At 66.8% G+C, this 23,256-nt stretch carries 21 protein-coding genes and 1 tRNA gene; 14 read left to right on the top strand and 8 right to left on the bottom strand.

What is annotated here, in order from left to right; translation table 11 throughout:
* Positions 1-22 precede the first annotated feature (22 nt).
* Positions 23-937: a DUF1499 domain-containing protein gene (locus ACEQX1_RS20610; protein ID WP_370197590.1), complete on the top strand. Its 915-nt coding sequence runs from the start codon at positions 23-25 to the stop codon at positions 935-937.
* A gap of 27 nt (positions 938-964) precedes the next feature.
* On the opposite strand, the gene ACEQX1_RS20605 is transcribed toward ACEQX1_RS20610, so the two are convergent.
* Both ACEQX1_RS20605 and ACEQX1_RS20600 read right to left on the bottom strand, forming a co-directional pair.
* Positions 965-1,867 (bottom strand): MBL fold metallo-hydrolase, encoded by a 903-nt coding sequence (locus tag ACEQX1_RS20605; RefSeq protein ID WP_370197588.1) that lies wholly within the window; start codon positions 1,865-1,867, stop codon positions 965-967.
* The gene (locus ACEQX1_RS20600; protein WP_370197586.1) at positions 1,860-3,086 is read right to left on the bottom strand and encodes a DUF3616 domain-containing protein; all 1,227 of its coding nucleotides are present in this window, start codon (positions 3,084-3,086) and stop codon (positions 1,860-1,862) included. Before ACEQX1_RS20600 ends, ACEQX1_RS20605 begins: the two co-directional genes overlap by 8 nt.
* A 271-nt stretch (positions 3,087-3,357) precedes the next feature.
* On the opposite strand from ACEQX1_RS20600, the gene ACEQX1_RS20595 reads away from it, so the two are divergent.
* Positions 3,358-3,432 (top strand) — tRNA-Gln (locus ACEQX1_RS20595).
* 219 nt (positions 3,433-3,651) lie between these two features.
* Positions 3,652-5,274: an ABC-F family ATP-binding cassette domain-containing protein gene (locus ACEQX1_RS20590; protein ID WP_370197584.1), complete on the top strand. Its 1,623-nt coding sequence runs from the start codon at positions 3,652-3,654 to the stop codon at positions 5,272-5,274.
* 180 nt (positions 5,275-5,454) lie between these two features.
* Here ACEQX1_RS20590 and ACEQX1_RS20585 read toward each other — a convergent pair whose 3' ends face one another.
* Both ACEQX1_RS20585 and ACEQX1_RS20580 read right to left on the bottom strand, forming a co-directional pair.
* On the bottom strand, positions 5,455-6,441 hold the full coding sequence (locus ACEQX1_RS20585) for a zinc-dependent alcohol dehydrogenase family protein (protein ID WP_370195465.1): 987 nt from the start codon (positions 6,439-6,441) through the stop codon (positions 5,455-5,457).
* A 128-nt stretch (positions 6,442-6,569) separates the two neighbouring features.
* Entirely contained in the window at positions 6,570-7,478 is a 909-nt protein-coding gene (locus tag ACEQX1_RS20580; protein WP_277024254.1) for a LysR family transcriptional regulator, read from the bottom strand.
* A gap of 233 nt (positions 7,479-7,711) precedes the next feature.
* Here ACEQX1_RS20580 and ACEQX1_RS20575 point away from each other — a divergent pair, with 233 nt between their 5' ends.
* The 9 genes from ACEQX1_RS20575 (at position 7,712) to ACEQX1_RS20535 (ending at position 15,207) form a co-directional block, all read left to right on the top strand.
* On the top strand, positions 7,712-8,014 hold the full coding sequence (locus ACEQX1_RS20575; RefSeq protein ID WP_370195467.1) for a DUF1330 domain-containing protein: 303 nt from the start codon (positions 7,712-7,714) through the stop codon (positions 8,012-8,014).
* The gene (locus tag ACEQX1_RS20570) at positions 7,989-8,129 is read left to right on the top strand and encodes a hypothetical protein (protein ID WP_370195468.1); all 141 of its coding nucleotides are present in this window, start codon (positions 7,989-7,991) and stop codon (positions 8,127-8,129) included. The genes ACEQX1_RS20575 and ACEQX1_RS20570 overlap by 26 nt, the downstream gene beginning before the upstream one ends.
* A gap of 97 nt (positions 8,130-8,226) precedes the next feature.
* On the top strand, positions 8,227-9,195 hold the full coding sequence (locus ACEQX1_RS20565; RefSeq protein ID WP_370195469.1) for an LLM class oxidoreductase: 969 nt from the start codon (positions 8,227-8,229) through the stop codon (positions 9,193-9,195).
* 11 nt (positions 9,196-9,206) lie between these two features.
* Positions 9,207-9,992, top strand: coding sequence for an SDR family NAD(P)-dependent oxidoreductase (locus ACEQX1_RS20560; RefSeq protein ID WP_370195470.1), 786 nt, complete (start codon positions 9,207-9,209; stop codon positions 9,990-9,992).
* 243 nt (positions 9,993-10,235) lie between these two features.
* Positions 10,236-10,925 (top strand): GntR family transcriptional regulator, encoded by a 690-nt coding sequence (locus tag ACEQX1_RS20555; protein ID WP_024350092.1) that lies wholly within the window; start codon positions 10,236-10,238, stop codon positions 10,923-10,925.
* A 448-nt stretch (positions 10,926-11,373) separates the two neighbouring features.
* The gene (locus ACEQX1_RS20550; RefSeq protein ID WP_370195471.1) at positions 11,374-12,378 is read left to right on the top strand and encodes a TRAP transporter substrate-binding protein; all 1,005 of its coding nucleotides are present in this window, start codon (positions 11,374-11,376) and stop codon (positions 12,376-12,378) included.
* 82 nt (positions 12,379-12,460) lie between these two features.
* Positions 12,461-12,991 (top strand): TRAP transporter small permease, encoded by a 531-nt coding sequence (locus ACEQX1_RS20545; protein ID WP_370195472.1) that lies wholly within the window; start codon positions 12,461-12,463, stop codon positions 12,989-12,991.
* Positions 12,992-12,993: 2 nt separating this feature from the next.
* Positions 12,994-14,274, top strand: coding sequence for a TRAP transporter large permease (locus ACEQX1_RS20540; protein ID WP_024350095.1), 1,281 nt, complete (start codon positions 12,994-12,996; stop codon positions 14,272-14,274).
* 189 nt (positions 14,275-14,463) lie between these two features.
* Positions 14,464-15,207, top strand: a complete 744-nt coding sequence (locus ACEQX1_RS20535) for an SDR family NAD(P)-dependent oxidoreductase (protein WP_370195474.1) — start codon at positions 14,464-14,466, stop codon at positions 15,205-15,207.
* 166 nt (positions 15,208-15,373) lie between these two features.
* Here ACEQX1_RS20535 and ACEQX1_RS20530 read toward each other — a convergent pair whose 3' ends face one another.
* Positions 15,374-16,537: a mandelate racemase/muconate lactonizing enzyme family protein gene (locus tag ACEQX1_RS20530; RefSeq protein ID WP_370195475.1), complete on the bottom strand. Its 1,164-nt coding sequence runs from the start codon at positions 16,535-16,537 to the stop codon at positions 15,374-15,376.
* Between the two features lie 106 nt (positions 16,538-16,643).
* On the opposite strand from ACEQX1_RS20530, the gene ACEQX1_RS20525 reads away from it, so the two are divergent.
* The gene (locus ACEQX1_RS20525; RefSeq protein ID WP_370197581.1) at positions 16,644-17,531 is read left to right on the top strand and encodes a LysR family transcriptional regulator; all 888 of its coding nucleotides are present in this window, start codon (positions 16,644-16,646) and stop codon (positions 17,529-17,531) included.
* Positions 17,532-17,654: 123 nt separating this feature from the next.
* Here the strand turns inward: ACEQX1_RS20525 and ACEQX1_RS20520 are convergent, their stop codons facing one another.
* The 3 genes from ACEQX1_RS20520 to ACEQX1_RS20510 all read right to left on the bottom strand — a co-directional run bounded on the left by ACEQX1_RS20520 (position 17,655) and on the right by ACEQX1_RS20510 (position 21,889).
* Positions 17,655-18,728: a tartrate dehydrogenase gene (locus ACEQX1_RS20520; protein ID WP_277024230.1), complete on the bottom strand. Its 1,074-nt coding sequence runs from the start codon at positions 18,726-18,728 to the stop codon at positions 17,655-17,657.
* Positions 18,729-18,880: 152 nt separating this feature from the next.
* Positions 18,881-20,911, bottom strand: a complete 2,031-nt coding sequence (locus ACEQX1_RS20515) for a tripartite tricarboxylate transporter permease (protein WP_370197579.1) — start codon at positions 20,909-20,911, stop codon at positions 18,881-18,883.
* 21 nt (positions 20,912-20,932) lie between these two features.
* The gene (locus tag ACEQX1_RS20510) at positions 20,933-21,889 is read right to left on the bottom strand and encodes a tripartite tricarboxylate transporter substrate-binding protein (RefSeq protein ID WP_228239565.1); all 957 of its coding nucleotides are present in this window, start codon (positions 21,887-21,889) and stop codon (positions 20,933-20,935) included.
* A gap of 310 nt (positions 21,890-22,199) precedes the next feature.
* Here ACEQX1_RS20510 and ACEQX1_RS20505 point away from each other — a divergent pair, with 310 nt between their 5' ends.
* Entirely contained in the window at positions 22,200-23,105 is a 906-nt protein-coding gene (locus ACEQX1_RS20505) for a LysR family transcriptional regulator (RefSeq protein WP_370195478.1), read from the top strand.
* The last annotated feature ends 151 nt before the right edge of the window (positions 23,106-23,256 follow it).

Raw genomic sequence — 23,256 nt, 5'->3', positions numbered from 1 at the left:
AACCCCTGCCAAGGTCCCGCCCATGAATTCGATCTACGGACGCCTGCCGGTTTCCGGCCACTACCTTCAGAAGCGGCTGCGCTTCGCGGGGCTCGCCCGCGGGCTCGCCGCCTTCGCCATCGCGCTGATGGTGGCGGCGGTGGTGTTCTATCGCCTCGGCTGGATCGTGCCCCAGGCGCTGATCGGCCTGCTGCTGCTGGTCGGCGGTCTTGCCGCGCTTGCCCTCGTGGTAGCCTGCTACGGCCTGCTGCGCGTCTGGTTCGCCGGCGTGCGCGGCGGGCACAAGGTGTTCGCGGGCTTCGTCCTGTCGCTGATCGCCCTGTCCCCCTTTGCCACTGGCGCCTATCTCGCCCGCGTCAATCCGCAGGCCAATGCTGCCTATACGGACGGCTTCGCCCCCGAGGCCACCGCCGCGCCGGCGCCGGCGACCGCCCCCGCATCGGCCTTCGCCGCGCCGACGGAGATGCCCAGCGTGGTGCCGGGCCGGCGTTATCTCGCCGACGCCCCGCGGGTCTACCAGGCCGCGCGCACCGTCCTGGCCGATCACGGCTGGACGGTGGGCGAGGTCATCGTCGGCGATCCGGCTCTGGCGGGAGCGGAGGCAGAGCGGCAATCCGACGATCTCGGCGTCAGCACCGGCGCGGTCCCGCTGCCGACGCCGCGGGCCGGCATCGACGCGATGGTCGCCGATGACGGGCTCGACCGGCCCGACAGCGACCAGTACCGCGTCGCCGCGGTGGCGCGCGACCGCCTGTTCGCCCTGCCGAGCGACGTGACGATCCGGCTGGTGCAGGAGGGTGGGGAGACCTTTGTCGACCTGCGCGCCGTCTCGCGCGCCACCGGGCTGGATCTCGGCCAGAACCGCCGCTTCATCGAGGCGTTCCTGGCCGATCTCGATCTCGCCATGTCGGGTCTGGAAACCATCGACGCCGGCTGAGCGGACCCCGGACGCGGCTCCGCCGTCTCAGGCGGCGGTGTAGGTCGTGGCCAGTGTCGGCGGCCCGTCGCAGGCCACGACGCCGCGCGCGACCAGGTCCTCCAGATGCGCCAGCACCGACAGGCCGGCCGCCCCGTGCAGGCGGATATCCACCGTCTTGTAGAGCGCCGCGACGATCTCAGGGATCGTCCGGTCGCCCTCGGCGAGGCGCTTGACGATGGCGGTCTCGCGCATGCGGCGATGGCCGATCAGCCCGCGCACGAAGGGCTTTGGCGCGGCGATGACGCCGCCATGACCGGGCAGATAGAGCCGGTCGTCGCGCGCGAGCAGGCGCTCGAGCGACGCCATGTAGTCGCGCATCGCCCCGTCGGGCGGCGCGACGATGGAGGTCGACCAGCCCATGACGTGATCGCCGGAGAAAAGCACGCCGTCCTCGCCGACGGCGAAGGCCAGATGATTGGCGCAATGGCCCGGCGTCGCGACGACGGCAACCGGCAGGCCGCCGAGCGTCAGCTGCTCGCCGTCGGACAGGATCCGGTCGAAGGCGAGGTCGGTGTCGCCGGCCGCTTCCAGCCGGTGGGCCTCGCCGTCGCGCAGCGGACGCGAGGCGCGGTGCGGTCCGCCGCCGACGATCGGCGCCCCGGTCGAGGCGGCCAGCCGCCGCACGAGACCGGTATGGTCGCGATGGGTGTGGGTCAGCAGGATCGCCTCGACCGGCCGGCCGGCGATCGCCGCGACGAGGGCGTCCAGATGGGCGTCGTCGTCCGGGCCGGGATCGACCACGAAGCAGCCCGTCCGCCCGGCGACGTAGCTGTTGGTGCCGGCAAAGGTGAAGGCGCTGGGATTGTTGGCCGTTACCCGACCGATATGGGCGGCGACCGGGACCAGCCGGCCATAGGCGGGATCGAAATCCGTCTGGAACTCAGGCATGTTGGCGCGATCGGGCCTTTCGCTTCTTGCCGCCCTTCCTCGCCGCCGGGGCAGGGCGATCGGCTTGCGCCGCCGCTTCGGCGATCTCGAACAGATCCGTCGTCAGGCGGCGCAGGGCGGGGTCGGTCCGCGTTTCGTGCGGCGAGTCGTACGCAACCAGCAGCCTGTCCTGCCCGTCGATCTCGATCGTGGCAAGGCCCTCGGCATGGTCGGAGCCGCGGATCACCGGCAGGTCGAGGATCCGCGCCAGGAGCCCGGCCTGATAGACCGGCCGGCCCGGATCGTAGTCGTCGATGACCACCACCGACTGCATCGCCTCCAGGTCCGTGGTCGCGCCGGTGAGGATCAGCAGCCGGTCGCCCCGCCATTCGAGGTCGCGGATCGCCTGTCCGTCGAGATCGACGGCCTGCAACTGGTAGCGTTGGCCGTTCTCCAGCTTGCGGGGCTTGAGGGCGCCGGAGCCGGTTTCCTTCATCTCAAGCCGCACGATCATCGCATGGCCGCCGATCACCGGCCCGCGCAGGCCGAGAAGCACCGTGTCGCCCTGCACCGCCAGGCCCTCGATGTCGAGGCCGTTCTCCTTGCAGGGATGGTCGACGAAGGGCCCGATCAGCGCATCCTTCGCCAGCATCTTGCGGATCGGCGTCCTGGACGATTTCGACATCTTCACCATCGCCGCGCGCCGGCCCGGCACGCCGTCCAGCGCATCGATGGCGGCGACCGGCTCGAACACCCCGTCGCCGCGGTCGATCAGCGGTACCCGGCCGAGGAAGCCGCGATTGGGGTCCCAGTCGATGTCCTCCATGTCCGCCAGGCCACCCTCTTCGGGATCGTCGCGCTTCAGCGAATGGGAGCCGCAGATCCACAGATAGCCGTCGGCGATCGCCAGGCCTTCGATGTCCATCTCCCCAGACGGCCCGTCGGGCAGGTCGAAGGCTTCGCCGAGCGGGAAATTCGTGTGCCCGGCGGCGTTCGTCCCGGCCTCGTCGAGCACCACGCGCTCGATCGTCGCGGTCTCGTCGCAGGTGCAGAAGATCGACCGGCCGATGACCGCCAGCGCCGAGACGTCCTCCCAGATCGGATCGTGGACATGGGCCAGCTCGTCGATCGCCCGAAATGTCAGATCGACGGTGCCGGACCGCGACCGGTCGAGGGCCATGGACTTGTCGATCGCGGTTGCCTCGGCGGCGGGCAGGCGGGGGCGCCGGTTCTTGGCCATGACAGCGTCTCGTCGTTGCGGATGCTCGAGGACATCGCGCGGGGAGCGCCGCAAGCAAGGGCGCAGGCGATCATCGCCTCGGGACGGCGGCTGGCCGACGCCCCTTCGGTCCCGGTCATCGCGCCGTGGACATGGCGCACCGGCCGCCATCGCAGCACGCGAAAACGGCTCTGATCGCTTGGCGACAATCCGGCGCGCCGCACCGCGTGCGAACCCCGTCACGGGTCGTTGCATGGACGCCGGCCAGAGGCTATAGGACCGCCATGCGCCTTGGGGCGTCGCCAAGTGGTAAGGCAGCGGCTTTTGGTGCCGCCATTCGCAGGTTCGAATCCTGCCGCCCCAGCCAAGAATCTCCATCCCGCTGAAATCGCTGATCTCGGGTCTCGGCTGGAGAGAATTCTCCCAACTGAAATGGCCCTCAGGCTCAAACCGGCTGCGGCTGCGCCGTAAGTCCAAGGCCGTACGAGCGCCGGCAAAACCGGCCGCTGGCGTCGCGGCCTCTTGCACGGCAGCGGGTGGGATGGTTTGAGGCGGCTCCTCCCTCGCTCCCACCTGGAATCCCCGCATGATCCGCCTTGAAAGCCTCGGCAAGCAAAACGGCAAGCAGATCGTCTTCATCGAGGCGTCGGCCGCATTACAGCGCGGCGAGAAGGTCGGCCTTGTCGGCCCGAACGGCGCGGGCAAGACGACGTTGTTTCGCATGATCACCGGCGAGGAACTGCCGGACGAAGGCCAGGTCTCGGTCGATCGTGGCGTGACCATCGGCTATTTCAGCCAGGATGTCGGCGACATGGCGGGCCGCAGCGCGGTGGTCGAGGTGATCGACGGGGTGGGACCGGTCAGCGCCCTGGCCGCCGAGATGGCGGAACTGGAAGCGGCCATGGCCGATCCGGACCGCGCCGACGAGATGGACGAGATCATCACCCGCTACGGAGAAGCGCAGGAGCGTTACGACGAACTCGACGGCTATGCGCTGGACGGGCGCGCCCGCGAGGTGCTGGACGGCCTCGGCTTCAGCCAGGCAATGATGGACGGCGATGTCGGCGAACTGTCCGGCGGGTGGAAGATGCGCGTGGCTCTCGCGAAGATCCTGCTCATGCGCCCCGACATCATGCTCCTCGACGAACCGTCGAACCATCTCGACATCGAAAGCCTGATCTGGCTCGAAACCTTCCTGAAGGGCTTCGACGGCGCTGTCCTGATGACCTCGCACGACCGCGAATTCATGAACCGCATCGTCAACAAGATCATCGAGATCGACGGCGGCGCGCTGAATTCCTATTCGGGCGACTACGAGTTCTATCGCCAGCAGCGCGCCATCGCCGAGGTGCAGCAGCAGGCGCAGTTCGAGCGCCAGCAGGCGATGCTGGCGAAGGAAGTGGCCTTCATCGAGCGCTTCAAGGCGCGTGCCAGCCATGCCGCGCAGGTGCAGAGCCGGGTCAAGAAGCTCGACAAGATCGAGCGCGTCGAGCCGCCCAAGCGCCAGCAGACGGTGCGCTTCGAGTTCCAGCCGGCACCGCGCTCGGGCGAGGACGTCGCAACCGTCAAGGGCGTCCACAAGAGCTACGGCGATCGCACCATTTATCAGGGCCTCGACTTCCAGGTGCGACGGCGCGAGCGCTGGTGCGTGATGGGCGTCAACGGTGCCGGCAAGTCGACGCTGCTCAAGCTGGTCGCCGGTGCCTCGGAGCCGGATACCGGCCACGTGACCCGGGGGCCGAGCGTCAAGACGGGCTATTTCGCCCAGCACGCGATGGAGCTGCTCGAAGGCGACCGTACCGTTCTGCAGACGCTGGAAGACAGCTTTCCGCAGGCGGGCCAGGCGCCCTTGCGTTCGCTGGCGGGCTGCTTCGGCTTCTATGGCGACGAGATCGAGAAGAAGTGCCGCGTCCTGTCAGGTGGCGAGAAGGCCCGGCTGGTCATGGCCAGGATGCTGTTCGACCCGCCGAACTTCCTTGTCCTGGACGAGCCCACCAACCATCTCGACATCGCCACCAAGCAGATGCTGGTCGAGGCGCTGTCGCGCTACGAAGGCGCGATGCTCTTCGTCAGCCACGACCGCCATTTCCTGGCGGCGCTCTCCAACCGCGTATTGGAGCTGACGCCGGAGGGGCCGCATCTCTATGGCGGCGGCTATGCCGAATATGTCGAGCGCACCGGCCAGGAGGCCCCGGGGCTGCGGAGCTGAGCCCAGCGGTGCCCTGAGACGCCTCCGGGGAGGATCGCGGACAAACGGCGCGCGCGGAGCAGGGTGTGGCGCCCCAACAGGTACGGGCGATCCGCTTTCAGCGGGTCCGCGATCGTGCAGGTTCGGTTTCGCGAGCGAGAGCGGCGGCGTCCCCGGGGCCGCTCCCGCTCTCGGGGTCGGTCAGACGACGACGACCACCTTGCCGATCGCCTTGCCGCTGGCGAGGTGCCGATAGGCGTCTTCGACCTCGGCAAGCTTGAACCGCCGCTCGTCCACCACCGGCTTCAGCGCGCCCTCGTCGCAGAGACGGGCCAGTTCGGCGAGGATCGCCCCATGGGCGCTCCGATCCTTGTCGTGCAGCATCGGGATCAGCATGAAGACGACATGCAGGGACGCGCCCTTGAGATGTGCGGGCGTCAGATCCAGCTCGGCCATTGCCAGCGTCGTCGCGACATGCCCGTTCAGCGCAACCGCCGCGAAGGAGTTCGTCAGATTGGCCCCGCCCACCGTGTCGAGGACGACGTCGAACCCGGCCCCGCCGGTATGGGCGGCGACGTAATCCGCGACCGCTTCGGTCCTGAAGTCGATCGGCTCCGCGCCAAGCTCCTTCACGACGGCAATCCGCTCGGCGCCGCTATCGGTCGCGTAGGCTTCTGCTCCGAAGGCTCTTGCGAGCTGCACGCCGACATGACCGACGCCGCCGGACCCGCCGTGCACCAGGACCTTCTGTCCCTTGGTGACGCCCGCACGGGTGAGACCCTCATAGGCCGTGATGCCGACGAGCGGCAGGGCCGCGGCCTCCCGCATGGACAGGGACTTCGGCTTGTGGGCGATCAGTCTGGCGTCGGCCGGCATATACTCCGCCAGCGCCCCCTGCAGGTCGGCAAGGCCGCCGGCGCAGCCATAGACCTCGTCCCCGACCGCGAAATCCGTGACCCCGGCGCCGACTTCCTCGATCGTACCGGCGAAATCCATGCCGAGGATCGCCGGAAGTGCGGGCGCGAAGCCCAGATCGGACCCCATGTTGCGGATCATCATGTCGATCGTATTGACGCTGGTCGCCGCGATGCGAACCACGACATGCCCTTCGGACGCCGACGGCCTGGCCTGCTCCCGGGGGCGAAATGCAGCGGTCGGCCCGTATTCTTCAAGGATCATCGTCTGCATGGTCATGCTCCATTGGCTGGTTTCCCAATGAAGCTACACCGCAGGATAATGCGATAAACGGCGGATTTCAGAGTTCAGTTTTCGTGTAAAGAATATAATCGTCCGCGTCCGCCGAGTGGCGACGGCCGCTATGCCTGCAGCCAGGGCGGGTTGCGGCCGATCCGGTCGACCAGGAAGTCGATCAGCACCCGCACCTTGGGCGAGAGGACATTCGACTTCGGATAGACCAGCCAAAGGACGGAGCCATCGTCGATTTCGTGGTCGGCCAGAACCCGGACCAGCGTGCCCTCCGCCAGTTCGCGGTGAATGCACCAGAGCGAATTCATCGAGATGCCCGCGCCAGCCAGCGTTGCGGCTTTCTGGCTCGCACCATCGTCGACGATCAGCCGGCAGTTCGTCGCCCCCGGGTCGAAGGTCTGGTCGGTCCCCTGCGGCCCGCGCAGCGGTCGGGGCAGGGCGTTGCGAAAGCCGATGAGACGATGGTCCCTGAGGTCCGAGGCCTTTGTCGGCGTCCCGTTCCGGGCGAGATAGGCCGGCGCGGCGACAAGGATGCGCGTATCGTCCGCCAGGCGACGCGCCTTCAGCGAGGAATCCGCCAGCGGGGCGCTGCGGAGCGCCAGGTCGAACGATCCCTCGATGAGATCGAAGGGCGCATCCGACAGCCGCAGATCGAGCTTCAGATGCGGATAGCTGTCGAGGAAGTCGGGGACCAGCGGTGCGATATATTCGACCGCGAAGGTCGACGAGGCGGCAAAGCGCAGCGTGCCCGTGATGGTCGGGTTGCCCCGCCCCAGCGCGGCAAGGCCCGCATCCTGCTGGGCGAGGATCTCGCGCGCAAAGGGCAGGAACTCCATCCCTTCGATCGACACCGACACCTTGCGCGTCGATCGGTGAAGCAGTTCCGCGCCGAGCGAATGCTCCAGCTTGGCGAGCCGGGTGCTGGCCGCCGCCGGCGTCATCCCGAGAGCGCGCCCCGCCGCGCTGATGTTCAGCCGCTCCGCAGCGAGGACGAACAGACGCAGATTGTCGGTATCCATCGATTATATCCGTATCGCAAATACTGAATAACAGTATGCGCGATTTACTCAGCTTTCGGAAATAGCGATCTTTCCTAGTGTCAGCACGGAGGCGGATGCTCCGGCGGGTTGCCGACATGCCCGGCAGTTCAGTGTGTAGATCCGCATCGGAATGCCGTCGCGCGCCGCATCCAGGACATGAACCGAGCCGCACCGGACAGGCGTCCGTCGTCCGCAATCCAGGAGATGAGACCATGACCGCTTATTCCGTACTCGAAGTGACGCCCACGAACGCAGACTGGGTCGAGGACTATCTGCCCACCGCGAACAAGGTGATCGCGCGCCACGGCGGCAGGTATCTCGCCCGCACGCAGTCGCACGAGCAGATCGAGGGGGAGCCGTATGACGTTGCGCTGCGGATCATCATCGAATGGCCGTCGGTCGCAGCGGCGAAAGCCTTCCAGAGTGATCCCGAATACACGCCGCATCTCCAGCAGCGCCTGGCGAACTCGCGAAGTGTTCACGCCGTCGTTGAGGGCAGGGACGATCTCGCCTGAGGCCGCCGAGGCGTTCGTCAACGATCCGGAGTACAGCCCGCATCTGAAGGCGCGGGCCGAGGGCTCGGTGAGCCATCATGTGCTGGTCGAGGGCAAGGACGCCCTGGCCAACTAAGCATCGGAGGGGGCGCCACCGTCGGCCTGACGGCGAGGCGGCGCCTTCTCTTGCTGCGGCGAGAGCCGAACATGGGTGAGAGAGCGAAAGCCTGGACATGCTGGACCGCGCCGCAAGTCGGAACTTTCCAACGATCAACCGCGCCTACAATGCGGTGTTCCGGCCGAACCGGCTCACCCTGGGGCTCGTCGTGCCCCTGGAAACCTACGCGACGCGGGCCGTGCCCTCGATGACGCGGCATCTGGAGCGGGTGCGGCTGGCCGACGAACTGGGCTTTGCGGCGCTGTGGCTGCGCGACGTGCCGTTCAACGTTCCGTCCTTCGGCGATGCAGGCCAGACCTACGATCCGTTCGTCTATCTCAGCCTTCTGGCCGGGATGACGCAGCGGATTGCTCTTGGCGTGGCCAGCGTGGTTTTGCCGCTGCGCCATCCCGCGCATGTCGCGAAGGCGGCGGCCAGCGTCGATGTGCTGTCGGGCGGTCGGCTCATTCTCGGTATCGCATCGGGCGACCGTCCCGACGAGTTTCCGGCCACCGGCACGTCTTTCGCCGACCGCGGCATGCGGTTTCGCGAAAGCTACGATTATATCCGGCACATGGGCGCCGACGCCCCGGCCTTCGACAGCCCGTTCGGCAGTCTGGACGGCGGCATCGACATGCTGCCCAAGCCGGTCGGCGGGCGGCTGCCGCTTCTCGTCACCGGCGGCAGTCAGCAGGATCCGGAATGGATCGCACGCCACGGTGACGGCTGGATGCTCTATCCGCGCGACGCGGCCACGCAGGCGCGGATCATCGGCGACTGGCGAACCCGGACGGACAATGCGGGCGGCGCCGCGAAACCGGCGATGGAGCCGCTCTATCTCGACCTGGAGGACGATCCCGACGCACCGCCCCAGCCGATCCATCTCGGCCTGCGACTGGGGATGCACCATCTGGCACGCTACCTGAAGGCGCGCGAGGCGATCGGCGTGAACCATGTCGCGCTGAACCTGCGCTTTAATCGTGCGGATACCGAAACCACCATGAAACGCCTGGCCGACGAGCTGTTGCCAGCCTTCTCGAACTGAGGATGTCCACCATGTCCAAGACCATTCTGATCACCGGTTCGACCGATGGTATCGGGCTGGAAACGGCAAAGAAGCTCGCCGCCGACGGCCATGCGATCCTCTTGCACGGCCGTAGCGCCGACAAACTGGCGGCGGCCGCGAACGCCATGCCCGACGGCGCGTCGGTCGAGACCTACATGGCCGATTTGTCCCGGCCGGACGCGGTGCGATCGCTGGCGAAGGCGGTCCGGGACCGGCACGACAGTCTTGACGTGCTGATCAACAATGCCGGCGTCTACGGGACGGCGGAGACGGTGACCGCCGAGGGGCTCGACATGCGCTTCGCGGTCAACACGATCGCCCCTTACGTGCTGACCCGCGAGCTCCTGCCGATCATGGGACGGGGATCGCGGATCGTGAATCTCTCCTCCGCGGCCCAGGCGCCCGTCGACCTTGAGGCACTGAAAGGCGGCAAGCGCCTGTCCGACGGCGCCGCCTATGCCCAGAGCAAGCTGGCGCTGACCATGTGGTCGCGATCGCTGGCCGACGAGCTGGGCGAGGACGGCCCGGTCGTCGTCGCCGTCAATCCGGGATCGCTGCTGGGCACCAAGATGGTCAAGGCCGCCTTCGGCACGAGCGGAAACGACGTCGGCATCGGCGTCGACATCCTCTCGCGCGCCGCCACGTCGGACGAGTTCGCCGGCGAATCCGGCCGATACTACGACAATGACGGCCGCCGCTTCGCCTTCCCCCATGCCGATGCACAGGACGCCGACAAGCGCGAAGCCCTCATGCGGACGATCGAGGGTCTCGTCTAGGAGAAGGATGGGCCGTGGATCTCCGGCCCGGGTAAGTGTTGCGTGAAATGCGGCATTCGGGGCTATAAGCTCTCTGCCCGACCTGCGACCGTTTCGCGACCGGCGGCCTTCGACCCCGATCCGGGCCGTGGCCGTCTTCGAACCACGAGCAGACCCGAACGCCATGATCATCCGCATGCGTTGGCCCCTGAACGGAAACATGAACCCGGTTTCGGGCAAGAGCCAGCGACGAGAGCACTGCACATGATGGACGAAACGCAGGCCTGGGATCGCCGCACCGGCATGGACCGGATCACCAGCTATCTCTACGGCGAGATCGTCTCGTTGCGCCTTCTGCCGGGCGCCAAGATTTCCGAAACCGAGATCGCCGCCCGCTTCGGCGTGTCCCGCCAGCCGGTCCGGGACGCGTTCAACCGGCTGGCCAATCTCGATCTCCTGCTGATCCGCCCGCAGCGATCGACCGAGGTGAAGCGCTTCTCGAACAAGGGCATCGAGAAGGCGCGTTTCGTCCGCGCCTCGGTGGAGTCCGAGGTGCTGCGGCGGGCCGCCCGATTCTGCGGGGACGAGGACGCGCGGCGGCTGGACCTCAGTCTCGAAGAGCAGCGCAGCGCCCTGAGCCGGTCGGACTCGCAAGGCTTCATCACGCTCGACTACGAGTTCCACAGAACGCTCTGCGAGATCGCCGGCGTCGACTACGCCTTCGACGTCATCGCGACGGAGAAAGCCAAGGTCGATCGGCTCTGCATGCTGTCGCTGTCCAAGGAAGACCGCATGCCGCAGCTCGTCGAGGATCACCAGCAGATCGCCGAGATGGTCAAGGCGCAGCGCCCCGAGGAGGCCGTCGCTGCGGGCATGCTGCATCTGACACGCCTCGATTCGACGATCGAACTGATCAAGCAGCAGCACGCCTCCTATTTCGACGACGCGGACTGAAGGCGTCGCTGGCGTGACGAACGTCGCGCGCCGCCGGTAGTTGGTTCCCGGGTGTCAGCCGCCGACCGGCCACGGCATCCCGAAGCTAATCGCATCATAGGCGGCGCGGTGACCGGCGGTCTTTGCCGCCTGACCGCTTGCGTGCCGCGGCCCCGCAGGTCGTTTGCGAACGGGCTTCCGCTTGTGTCCGGGCGGCCGGTCGATGTGGGGAGAAGCGGAGCCTTGGCTCTGCCACGCAGATGCGGCGCCCTTTCACGCTCCGATCATCCCTTTGGCCCCTGGCGCTGCGAACGCATCACCGTCGGCTGCAAACTTACGCTTCACAAACCGAACGTCGACTAGTATACAAGTTGGCGCAGGCCATCGCTGAGCATGGTCGATGACGTTTCGCGGACCGGCGTGGTGGAGGCCTGGCGGTCGCGAAATCCGAACCAAACAGGGAGGAAACATGACCGTGACCCAGACACTGCGCCGCCGCGCTGCCGCCGGAACCGCGCTGACCGCGCTGATGGCATTCGCCACGCTGGGCGGGGCCGCATCGGCCGCCGAACTGCGCGGCTGGAACATCCATGTGGAGGACTATCCGGTCTCGATCGCCATGGAGGCGTTTGCCGCGGAAGTGGCCGAGAAGACGGGCGGCGAGGTCACCTCCAAGATCTATCACAACGGCGTCCTGGGCGATCAGCCCGACGCGATCGAGCAGGTCCGGCTCGGCGTGATCGACTTCGGCGAGTTCAATCTCGGCCCCATGGGGCAGGCAGTTCCGGAAGCGAACGTCACGGCCCTGCCATTCATCTTCAAGAGCGTGCCGCAGATGTACGAGCTGATGAACGGCGAGGTCGGCGACGCCATCGGCGAGGGGATGAAGGCCAAGGGCATCGTGCCGCTCGGCTGGTACTCCGCGGGCGCCCGGTCCTTCTATAATTCGGTGAAGCCGATCAACGCACCGTCCGATGTCGAGGGCCTGAAGGTCCGGGTGATGAGCAACGATCTCTTCGTCAAGATGGTCGAGGCGATGGACGGCAACGCCACGCCCATGGCCTTCGCGGAGGTCTATCAGTCGATCAAGACCGGCGTCGTGGATGGGGCGGAGAACAACCCGCCCTCCTACGAATCCACGAACCATTACGAAGTCGCCAAATACTACTCGCTGACCGAGCATCTGATCATTCCCGAATGCCTGTGCATGAGCCTGAAGGCCTGGGACAAGCTGACGCCCGAGCAGCAGGAGATCGTCATGGCGGCCGGCCGCAGCAGCGCCGCCATGGAGCGCAAGCTCTGGGACGAGCGCGAGGCGGCCAGTCTGGAAACGGTGAAGGCGGGCGGCACCGAGGTGAACACCATCGCAGACAAGGATGCGTTCCAGGATGCGATGGCGCCGGTCTATGAGGCGTATCTTGCCGACAATCCGGGCATGACCGACCTCGTCAACATGATCCGCGAAGCGGACTGAGCTCCTTAAGGTCGAATATGCCGCTTCGTCTCCCTGCGGAGGCGGAGCGGCCGCCCTGCGGCCCGCATCGTCCGAGGCAGCCATGACGCCATCCTCATTCCCCGTTCTGACGCTCCGGCGCACGCTCGAGCACCTGCGCAAGGCCTGCATGATCGTCGCGACAGCCGCCCTGGCGCTGCTCATCGCGAGTTTCGGATGGCTCGTCTTCGGCCGCTATGTCCTGAACGTCACGCCGACATGGGTGGAGCAGCTGGCGCTTCTGCTCATCTGCTACATCGCGTTCCTGGGCGCAGCGGTCGGGGTCCAGGAAGACACCCATATCGGGGTCACGCTGTTTCGCGACATGCTGCCGCCGACGGCCCGCAAGATCGTGATGATCGCCATCGATGTCTGCCTGGCCGCCTTCGGCGCGACGATGCTCGTCGCCGGGATCACGCTGATGCAGTTCGGCTGGGACACGCTGCTTCCGATGCTGCGGATACCGGAGAGCTTCCGCACGCTGGCCATCACCTCCTGCGGCGGCCTCGTCATGCTGTTCTCCGGCGCCCGCGGACTTCTGCGGATCCTGTCCTTCCGGGACTGGAATCCCGAAGCCGAACTCAAGGATCTCTGAACGTGGGACTTGCCATTCTGCTCGGCGTCTTCGGCGCCGGAGTGATCATCGGCGCGCCGGTCGCCTTCGCCATGGGCATCGCGGCGGCCGCGGCCTTCTGGTACGAGGGTTTCCCGACGCTGATCACGTTCCAGCGGGCAACCGCCGGCGTCTCCGTCTTCTCGCTCCTGGCCATTCCCTTCTTCGTCTTCGCCGGCGAGATCATGCTGCATGGCGGGATCGCCAGCCGGCTGGTGAAGCTCGCCTCGGCGATCGTCGGCCATCTGCGCGGTGGCCTGGCCATGGTCAACATCTTCTCCTCGATGCTGTTCGGCGGCATCTCCGGCTCGGCCGTGGCGGATATCTCGGCCCTCGGTTCGCTGCTGATCCCGGTGATGAAGGAGCGCGGCTACCGGCCCGATTTCGCGGTCAACGTGACGGTGACGTCGTCTATCGCCGGGATCGTCATTCCGCCCAGCCACAACATGATCATCTTCGCCGTGGCGGCCGGCGGCGGCATCTCCGTCTCGGGCCTGTTTCTTGCCGGCGTCCTGCCGGGCATCCTGATGTGCGTTTGCCTTGCGGTGGCCGCCTACATCATCTCTGTGAAGCACAATTACCCGGCCGAGCCGTTTCCGGGCTGGGGCGTCGTCGGCCGGACGGCGGCCGATGCCATTCCCGGCTTCATGACGGCGGTCATCATCGTCGGCGGAACGCTCTCGGGCGTCTTCACGGTCACCGAATCCGGGGCCTTCGGCGCGATCTATGCGGTCCTCCTGACGGCCTTCTACTATCGCAGCCTGACGCTGAATTCCTTCCTCATCGCCCTCGCAAGTGCCGTTCGCACGACCGCCATGGTGATGATCCTGATCGCCTTCGCCAGCTCCTTCGCCTATCTCCTGGCGCTCTACCAGGTGCCGACCAAGCTCAGCATGCTGCTGGTCTCGATCTCCGACAACCCGATCATGATCCTCCTGATGATCAACGTGATCCTGCTGGTCCTCGGCATGATCATGGACATGGCCGCGCTGATCCTCATCTGCACGCCGATCTTCCTGCCGATCGCCAAGGGCCTCGGCATGGACCCGACCCAGTTCGGCATCATGATGCTGATCAATCTCGGCCTGGGGCTCTGCACGCCGCCGGTGGGAACCTGTCTGTTCGTCGGCTGCGCCGTCGGGCGGATCAAGCTGGAAGCGGCGATGCGGACGATATGGCCCTTCTACCTCGCCATTCTCGCCGCCCTGCTGCTGGTCACCTACGTGCCGGGCATCTCGCTCTGGCTTCCCTCGCTGCTCAACTGACGAGGCGCAGCTCCGGCGACAGACCTGTCGGCGCCGGGGTCTCGCGGTCGCGGGATGCGGGCGCGGATCACCCGTCAGTCGCCGACGCGAATGGCCTATGAGAAACCCCCGGTGTCCCGGGGCGCCCCGGCGTCCATCGGGTGCGACGAACACACCCGCTGCACGCAGCACGAACAGAAGGAAGATGAGATGATACTGAGTGGCAAGACAGCAATCGTGACCGGCGGCGGCCGCGACATCGGCAGCGCCTGCGCGATCCGACTGGCCCGGGAAGGGGCCAATGTCGTCATCAACTATTTCGCCAGCGCCGACCGCGCCCATGCCACGGTGGACGCGATCACGGCCGCCGGCGGTCAGGCGATCGCGGTGCAGGGCGACCTGAGCAAGCCGGACGGCGTCGACGCGCTGGTGGCCAAGGCGGTCGAGACCTACGGCACCGTGGACATTCTGGTGAACAACACCGGCGGCCTGATCGCCCGCAAGACCGTCGGCGAGATGCCGCTGGAGCATTGGCAGGCCGTCATGGACCTGAACGTCACCAGCACCTTCCTGATGACCAAGGCGGTTCTCGCCCACATGAGCAAGGGCGCCATCGTCAACATCGCGAGCCAGGCAGGCCGCGACGGCGGCGGACCGGGGGCGGTCGCCTACGCCACCTCCAAGGGCGCCATCATGGCGATGACCCGCGGTCTCGCCAAAGAACTCGGCCCGGACATTCGCGTCAATGCGCTGTGCCCCGGTATGATCGACACCGACTTCCACAACATCTTCACCAAGCCCGAAGTGCGCAAGAACGTCGAGGCGGCAACCCCGCTGAAGCGCCAGGGCCGGTCGGAAGACGTCGCCAACATGGTCTGCTTCCTCGCCAGCGACGAGGCCTCCTTCGTCACCGGCGCGAATGTCGACATCAACGGCGGCATGCTCTTCAGCTGAGTTGGCCGGAACCGGGGTCCGGGCCCGCGAGCAACCAGATTGCGCGCGACCGGACCCCGGACCCGCGGCATCGCGCCCAGCGGTGCCCGAGAATACGGGAAGGCAGGGCGGAAGCGGCGTTCCGGACGAACGACCGACAACCCGCATGCCTTCCCGCCCTTCGGCCCTATTCCGCCAGGTCGCGCATGACCTTGATGAGGTCGGATTTACCCTCGAAGCCGATGCCCGGAAGTTCGGGCATGACGATGTGGCTGTCCTCGACCGTGACGCCATCCGGGAAGCCGCCATAGGGCTGGAAGAGGTCCGGGTAGCTTTCATTGCCGCCGAGGCCGAGGCCGGCTGCGATGTTCAGCGACATCTGGTGGCCGCCATGCGGAATGCAGCGCGAGGGCGACCAGCCGAACTGGGCGAGGACCTCGAGCGTGCGTTGGTATTCGACGAGGCCGTAGGAGAGGGCGCAGTCGAACTGCAGCCAGTCGCGATCCGGCCGCATGCCGCCATAGCGCAGGAGATTGCGCGCATCCTGGTGTGAGAAGAGGTTCTCGCCGGTCGCCATCGGTCCCGGGTAGAACTCCGCCAGCGCCGCCTGCAGCGCATAGTCCAGCGGATCGCCGGCCTCCTCGTACCAGAACAGCGGATACTCCCGCAGCATCTTGGCGTAGGCGATGCCCGTCTCCAGGTCGAAGCGGCCATTGGCGTCGACGGCGAGGCGCGCCTGCGATCCGAGCTCTTCGAGGACGGATTCGATGCGGCCGCGATCCTCGTCCAGCGAGGCGCCGCCGATCTTCATTTTCACGACCGTGTAGCCGCGGTCGAGATAGCTGCGCATTTCCCTGCGCAGCGCCGAATTGTCCTTGCCGGGATAATAATAGCCGCCGGCGGCGTAGACGAAGACGCGCGGATCGGCCTCGCGGCCCTTCTCCTCGGCCAGCATGCGGAACAGCGGCTTGCCGGCGATCTTGGCGACCGCGTCCCAGACCGCCATGTCGACCGTGCCGACCGCGACGGACCGCTCGCCGTGCCCGCCGGGCTTCTCGTTCATCATCATGGTCGCCCAGATGCGGTGCGGATCGAGATTGGTCCCTGCGTCGTTCATCAGCGACGCGCCGTCGGCCTCGAGAATGCGATCGCGGAACCGCTCGCGGATCAGGCCACCCTGGCCGTAGCGGCCATTCGAGTTGAAGCCGTAGCCCACGACGCGGCGGCCATCGCGCACCACGTCGGTGACGACGGCGACGAGGCTCGTCGTCATCTTGGTGAAGTCGATATAGGCGTTGCGGATCGGCGAGGCGATCGGCTTGGTGACCTCGACGACGTCGACGATACGCATGGCAAAGCTCCGGTTCTGGCGTGTTCGGCTGGACCGTCGGTAGCGCTGGCCGCGGGCAAAGGCCAATGCTAGATCGGTCTGTGGTCATACCGATTGGGCATTGCCGATGGAGACGATCTGGCTCGAGGACTTTCTCGCCCTCGCATCCGAGCTGAACTTTTCACGCGCGGCGGAACGGCGGCACATCACGCAGCCGGCCTTCAGCCGCCGCATCCGGGCCCTCGAGACCTGGGTCGGCGCGCCGCTGTTCACCCGCACGACGCACAATGTCGCGATGACGGCGGCCGGCACCGTCTTCCAAGCGCAGGCGGCAATGCTGAGCCGGGATATCCAGCGGCTGCGGCAGGAAACACGGGCCGCGGCCGGCATCGACGCCGGTGTCCTGACCATCGCGGCGACGCACGCTCTGTCCTTCACCTTCTTCCCCCGCTGGATCCGGGGCAACGACGCGCTGTTCGGCCGCGGCAATCTCAATCTCGTCTCCGACAGCATGATGGCCTGCGAAGAGATCATGCTGCGGGGCGAGGCGTCGCTGATGCTTTGTCATCATCACCCGGCCATGCGCAGCCAGTTCGAGCCGGGCCAGTTCGACAGCATGGTCGTCGGATCGGACAGCCTCGTCCTCGTCAGCGCCCCGGATGGCGAGGGCAAGCCGCTCTGGTCGCTCGATGCCGGACGGCCGGCGCCTTACCTCGGCTACAGCGAGCCGTCCGGCCTCGGCAGGATCATTTCGGCCGTCTGGCGCAAGGAGCCTTCGGCCGGCCGGATCGAACAGGTATTCACGTCGCATCTGGCCGCGACGCTGCTGACGATGGCGCGGTCGGGGGAGGGGCTGGCGTGGCTGCCCATGACCCTTGCCGAAGACAGTCTGGAGGCGGGAACGCTGGTTCGCGTCGCGTCGGGCGCCATGCCGATCCCGATCGAGATCCGGCTCTACCGGCACAAGGGCCGGCAGGGGGCGACGATCGAAGCGGCCTGGGCGGCGCTGCCCTGATCGGGCCTGCCTGTCGCACCGGGCAGGCGAGAAATGGCGCAGCGGTCGCCGCCTTCCCGTAACGATCGCGTCGGCGCGGCAACGCACGGGTCGCCGCGCCGAAACGCTTGAGGTTCGCCGCTCTCAGATGTTGGAGGCGCGAATGGCCTCGCAGACCGCGTCCGTCACCTCCTGCGTGGTGGCCGTGCCGCCGACATCGGGGGTCTTGATGCCCTCGCCGGTGACCTTCTCGACGGCCTGCATCAGCCGGGCGGCGGCGGCGTTCTCGCCGAGATGGTCGAGCATCTGCGCACCGGTCCAGAAGGTCGCCACCGGATTGGCGATGCCCTTGCCGGTGATGTCGAAGGCCGAGCCGTGGATCGGCTCGAACATCGAGGGGAAGCGGCGCTCGGGATCGATGTTGGCGGTGGGGGCGACGCCGAGGCTGCCGGCCAGCGCGCCGGCGAGATCGGACAGGATGTCGGCGTGCAGATTGGTCGCAACGACCGTGTCGATGCTCTGGGGCTTCAGCGTCATGCGCACGGTCATCGCGTCGACCAGCATCTTGTCCCAGGTCACGTCCGGGAATTCCGTCGCGACCTCGGCGGCGATCTCGTCCCACATCACCATGCCGTGGCGCTGGGCATTCGACTTGGTGACCACGGTGAGCAGCTTGCGCGGCCGCGACTGGGCCAGCTTGAAGGCGTAGCGCATGATGCGGGTGACGCCGACCCGGGTGAAGATCGCCACCTCGGTGCCGACCTCTTCCGGCAGGCCCTTGTGGGCGCGGCCGCCATGGCCGGAATATTCGCCCTCGGAATTCTCGCGCACGATCACCCAGTCGAGATCGCCCGGGCCGACACCGGCGAGCGGCGAGCTGATGCCGGGCAGGATCTTGGTCGGCCGGACATTGGCGTACTGGTCGAAGCCCTGGCAGATCGGCAGGCGCAGGCCCCACAGGGTGATGTGGTCCGGCACGTCCGGCGCGCCGACCGCGCCGAAGAAGATCGCGTCGAAGGGCTTGAGCTGGTCGGTGCCGTCGGCCGGCATCATGACGCCGTGCTTGCGGTAGTACTCCGAGCCCCAGTCGAAGCTGGTGACGTCGATCTGGAAGCTGCCGTCGCGGCGCGCCAGCGCCTCGAGCGCCTGCAGCCCGGCGGCGATGACCTCCGGTCCGATGCCGTCGGCGGGAATCGCGGCGATGTTGTAGTGCTTCATGGGAGGATCCCTTTCGTCTGATGGATCGGGTCGCGGCGCTCGCTCGAGCCCGCGTCGGGTTGGGGTGTCACGCTGGCCGGCGTGGCGGCGCAGGTCTCCGGCCGGCGGCCGAAGCCGCCGTTCGCGAGATGCCGGCGCCGTGTTGCCAGCCCTTAGAAGAACAGTCCCTGTGGCATGCGGATCAGCAGGACGTTGGCCATCAACAGGTAGAAGCCGAGGACGATGGCCACCGAGACGGCGGCGTAGGTCGCCAGCGTCCGGCCGGTCGGGGTTTCCCATGACGCCGCCGCAATCAGCAGGGCGAAGCCGAGAAGTCCGGCGGCGGTGAAGCCGAGCAGCGGCATGGCGGCGATCCAGATGCCGATGGCGATCGTGGCGGCGATGCGGCGCCAGCCCACCGGCTCCCGCGCCGGTTTCAGCGCCGCGCCGTCGGCATCGACGCCGCCCTCTGCGACCGCGGGGGCCACCGGCCGGCGCATGTGCTGGACGATCAGCATCACCGACAGGACCGATAGGGCGACCGCGATGGTCGTCGGGAACACCGAGCCCATCGGGGTCATGTCGCCGGTGCCGATGACGGCGGCGACGCCGATCGCCGCGAACAGGCCCGCGAAGACCATGCTCGGAACGTCGCGCCAGACGGCCTGGACCGGTGCGGCGTCCTCCACGGCATCGACCGGTACCGTCTTCAGGGTGCGGCGCTTCGCCAGATACGAGGAGAGCAGCGGATAGAGCAGCGTCAGCGCGGCGCCGGCGATGATCGCGATGCTGATCGGGCGGCCGAAGAACATGCCGAGGACGGCCTGCTGGGCATTGCCGATGAGATAGCTCTGGACGAAGCCCTGTTCGGCGATCTGGCCGAGGACCAGGCCCAGCACGATCGGCGACGGGGTGAAGCCGAAGCGGTTGAGGATCCAGGCGAGGATGCCCAGGACAAACATGGTCTGGGTGTCGTGCAGGTTGCTGTGGATCGCGAAGCTGCCGATGATCGTCAGGAAGGCGACGGTCGGCACCAGCAGCGGCTTGGGGATCGCGATGATCGAGCGATAGGCGTATTTGCCGATCAGCAGGCCCGCCGGCAGCATCAGCACGGTGGCGATCAGCAGGCCGAAGATGAAGGTGTAGACGATGTTGCCTTGGGCGGTGAACAGCGTCGGGCCGATTTTGATGCCCTGGACGAGCAGCGCGCCGAGGATGATGGCGTCGGGCGGGGTGCCGGGAATGCCCAGCACCAGCGTCGGGATGAAGCCGCCGCCCACCGTGGCGTTGTTGGCCGATTCGGTGGCGATGACTCCGTCCGGCTCGCCTTGGCCGAAGCGCTCGGGATGTTTGGAGGCGCGCCGGGCTTCCGAATAGGAGACGAGGCCGGCGATCGAGCCGCCGGCGCCGGGCAGAATGCCGATCACCGTGCCGATGACCGAGCTGCGGACGACATTGAACTTGCGGGCCCAGCTGATCGACAGGGCTTCGCTGAGGCGAATGCCCTTCAGATCGTCCTCGACGGTGAGATGCTGGGCACGGGTCGCCACGAGGTCGATGACGACGGGCACGCAATAGAGGCCGATCAACGCCGAGGTGATGTCGATGCCGCCGAGGAGCACGTTGGTGCCCATGGTGTAGCGGATGTCGCCGCCGACCACGGCGACGCCGATCATCGACATCAGCAGGCCGAGGCAGGCGCCGATGAGGCCCTTGATGGTGTTGCCGACGGACAGCGCCGAGATCAGCGTCAGGCCGAAGATCGCCAGCCAGAAATACTCCGGCGGACCGAAGGCCAGCGCCACGCGGGCGAGGGGCGGCGACAGGAACAGCAGGAACAGGCCGCCGACGAGACCGCCGAAGACCGAAGCGAGGGTGGCGAGGGTGACGGCAAGGCCGCCGTCACCCTTCTTTGCCATGGGGTAGCCGTCGAAGGTCGTGGCGATCGCCGACGGCGTGCCCGGCGTGTTGACCAGGATGGCGGCGTAGGAGCCGCCATAGATCGCGCCGGTGTAGATGGCGCCCAGGGCGATCAGCCCCGAGGCGGGATCCATCGTGAAGGTGAAGGGGACGAGGACGGCCACCGCCATGGTCGCTGACAGGCCCGGAAGGGCGCCGATCATTGTGCCGAGCACCACGCCAACGAGGGCGAGGAGCAGATTGAGCGGCGTGAGTGCGTCGAGGAAGTACTCGAAGAGCTGCATGGGGTGGCCTGGCCCGATCCGTTACTTCTTGACGATGCCGAGCTGTTCGGCGCCGGCCGCATATTCCTCGGTCTTTTCGGCGACGAAGTCCTGCATCTTCTCGTAGGGGATGTCGGTCAGGACGAAGCCGCCATCTTCCATCTTCTTCACGAAATCCGGGTCGGCATTGACCTTGGAGACGGCGTCCGAGACGGCCTTGCGCATCTCCTCGGAGGTCGATTTCGGCACCGCGACGCCGCGATAGGCACCGCCGACCAGATCGATGCCGAGCTCGGTGAAGGTCGGCACGTCCGGGAAGACCGGCAGGCGCTCTTCGGAGGCGACGGCCAGCATGCGCAGGGCGTCGCCCTGATTGACGCCCGACGTGGCGTAGTTGAAGCCGGCCATGGTCTGGCTGCCGAGGACGGCGGTCACCGCCGGGCCGGTGCCGGAGAACGGAATATAGGTCGTGGTCAGGCCGGTCAGGCCATCAAAGCGGGCCTGGGCGAGGTTGTTGGACGAGTTCGAGCCCGAGCCGCTGAAGGTGACCATGCCCGGGTTTTCCTTGGCGTAGTCCATCAGGTCCTGGAGCGTCTGGAACTCGCTGTCCTTCGGCACGAAGATCGCGTCGGGCGTGTAGTGGAAGTAATTAACCGGGGTCAGGTCCTCGGTCTTGTAGCCGATGTCCTTCTCCATCGGCTGCAGCACCGTGTGCGGCAGGTTGATGCCCATGATGGTGTAGCCGTCGTCGGGCAGGCCGTTCAGCTGCGACCAGGCCTGGGCGCCGCCGGCGCCGGCCATGTACTGGATGATCAGCTGCTGGTCGAACATCTTCTCCCAGCTCGCCTGCTGGAAGCGCGCCGACACGTCGGATTCGCCGCCGGCATTGAAGGGGATGATGTAGTCGACCTGCTTGGTCGGATAGTCGCCGGCGGTCTGGGCGAAACTGGCCGTCGCCGTGCTGGCGAGCAGTGCGAGTGCGATCGCGGTGAACTTCATAAGAACCTCCCAATTCGAAATGGAGCACCGGCGCTCATCGCCTGCGCTCGTCGAAGCGTTGGCGCCGTCGGCGCGGCTTTATGCCCGCGACGCCAGCGATGGACTGTTGCGATGGAGCTGCGGGATTCGGGGCGGCGCCGTGCACCGCGTCCCTCTCTCCTCGACCCGCTCCTCCACCGGGCCGGCCCGGCAAGCCGGACCTGTCGATCGACGACCCTCCTGTCGCTTCGATCACGGCCACTGTAATTGATGATGGAGAAGGGATAATATCGAATATGGAAAATGATTATTGCACTGACGGACACAATCCATGGACAGTGACCTTGCCTTCTTCGCGCTTCTTGCCCGCAAGGCCAGCTTCTCGGAGACGGCGCTCGAGCTGAACCTGTCGACCTCGGGCGTCAGCAAGCGGCTCGCCAAGATCGAGAACCGGCTGGGCGTGCGGCTGATGAACCGGACCACGCGCCGGGTCAGCCTGACGAGCGAGGGCGAGACGTTCCTGAACGAGAGCGCCGCGATCCTCGAGGACATTGCGAGCCTGGAAAACCGTATCCGCTCGGCCGGCGAGAAGCCGCAGGGGCTCCTGAGGATCAACGCGACCTTCGGCTTCGGACGGGAGTTCATCGCGCCCATCGTGTCGCAATTCGCGCGGGAATATCCCGACATCTCGGCCCAGCTCGTCCTGACCGATGCGCCGATCAACCTGGTCGAGGAGGGCTACGATTTCGCGGTGCGCTTCGGCAGCCCGCCGAATTCGCGGCTGATCAGCCGCCGGCTGCATCGCAACCGGCGCTTCCTGTGCGCGGCGCCGAGCTATCTGGAGGAATACGGCCGCCCGCAGCGGCTGCACGATCTCACCGATCACGAATGCATCGTCCTGCGCCAGCACAACCAGATCTACGACGTCTGGCGCCTGCAGCGCGGGCAGCTGACCGAGTCGATCAAGGTGAAGGGGCGCCTGTCCAGCAATGACGGCGAGATCGCCCTGCAATGGGTGATCGACGGCCACGGCATCATGCTGCGGTCGGAATGGGACATCGTCCGGCTGATCCGGGAGGGCAAGCTGGAACTGGTGCTGCCGCGCTACGCCCAGGTCGACGCCGACATCTACGGCGTCTATCCCGAGCGCAACAACGTCTCGGCCAAGGTCCGCGCCTTCATGGAATTCACCCAGACCGCCTTGCAGAAAACCAGTAGCCTGCAATTCAACAGCTAGGGTTGGGCGCGCGATCAGACCGGAAGGCGATGATGCCTGCGACCTGAACGTCACCTCAGCGCTTTGTGAAGCGTGCCGACTTGCTTCGGCTTGGCGCGGTCTCCATTTCAAGGGTGACGCGCGGCGTTGGTGAGCGATGCCGCTGTCGAGC

The sequence above is a fragment of the Aurantimonas sp. genome, from assembly GCF_964217435.1.
Taxonomy (GTDB): domain Bacteria; phylum Pseudomonadota; class Alphaproteobacteria; order Rhizobiales; family Rhizobiaceae; genus Aurantimonas; species Aurantimonas coralicida.
The sequence above is the reverse complement of the archived record's forward strand: the minus strand, read 5'-3'. Positions and strand labels throughout refer to the sequence as shown.

Coding starts and splice junctions, on each gene's coding strand:
- ACEQX1_RS20610 (WP_370197590.1), top strand. CDS start 23: ATGAATTCGATCTACGGACGCCTGCCGGTTTCCGGCCACTACCTTCAG.
- ACEQX1_RS20605 (WP_370197588.1), bottom strand. CDS start 1,867: ATGCCTGAGTTCCAGACGGATTTCGATCCCGCCTATGGCCGGCTGGTC.
- ACEQX1_RS20600 (WP_370197586.1), bottom strand. CDS start 3,086: ATGGCCAAGAACCGGCGCCCCCGCCTGCCCGCCGCCGAGGCAACCGCG.
- ACEQX1_RS20590 (WP_370197584.1), top strand. CDS start 3,652: ATGATCCGCCTTGAAAGCCTCGGCAAGCAAAACGGCAAGCAGATCGTC.
- ACEQX1_RS20585 (WP_370195465.1), bottom strand. CDS start 6,441: ATGCAGACGATGATCCTTGAAGAATACGGGCCGACCGCTGCATTTCGC.
- ACEQX1_RS20580 (WP_277024254.1), bottom strand. CDS start 7,478: ATGGATACCGACAATCTGCGTCTGTTCGTCCTCGCTGCGGAGCGGCTG.
- ACEQX1_RS20575 (WP_370195467.1), top strand. CDS start 7,712: ATGACCGCTTATTCCGTACTCGAAGTGACGCCCACGAACGCAGACTGG.
- ACEQX1_RS20565 (WP_370195469.1), top strand. CDS start 8,227: ATGCTGGACCGCGCCGCAAGTCGGAACTTTCCAACGATCAACCGCGCC.
- ACEQX1_RS20560 (WP_370195470.1), top strand. CDS start 9,207: ATGTCCAAGACCATTCTGATCACCGGTTCGACCGATGGTATCGGGCTG.
- ACEQX1_RS20555 (WP_024350092.1), top strand. CDS start 10,236: ATGATGGACGAAACGCAGGCCTGGGATCGCCGCACCGGCATGGACCGG.
- ACEQX1_RS20550 (WP_370195471.1), top strand. CDS start 11,374: ATGACCGTGACCCAGACACTGCGCCGCCGCGCTGCCGCCGGAACCGCG.
- ACEQX1_RS20545 (WP_370195472.1), top strand. CDS start 12,461: ATGACGCCATCCTCATTCCCCGTTCTGACGCTCCGGCGCACGCTCGAG.
- ACEQX1_RS20535 (WP_370195474.1), top strand. CDS start 14,464: ATGATACTGAGTGGCAAGACAGCAATCGTGACCGGCGGCGGCCGCGAC.
- ACEQX1_RS20530 (WP_370195475.1), bottom strand. CDS start 16,537: ATGCGTATCGTCGACGTCGTCGAGGTCACCAAGCCGATCGCCTCGCCG.
- ACEQX1_RS20525 (WP_370197581.1), top strand. CDS start 16,644: ATGGAGACGATCTGGCTCGAGGACTTTCTCGCCCTCGCATCCGAGCTG.
- ACEQX1_RS20520 (WP_277024230.1), bottom strand. CDS start 18,728: ATGAAGCACTACAACATCGCCGCGATTCCCGCCGACGGCATCGGACCG.
- ACEQX1_RS20515 (WP_370197579.1), bottom strand. CDS start 20,911: ATGCAGCTCTTCGAGTACTTCCTCGACGCACTCACGCCGCTCAATCTG.
- ACEQX1_RS20510 (WP_228239565.1), bottom strand. CDS start 21,889: ATGAAGTTCACCGCGATCGCACTCGCACTGCTCGCCAGCACGGCGACG.
- ACEQX1_RS20505 (WP_370195478.1), top strand. CDS start 22,200: ATGGACAGTGACCTTGCCTTCTTCGCGCTTCTTGCCCGCAAGGCCAGC.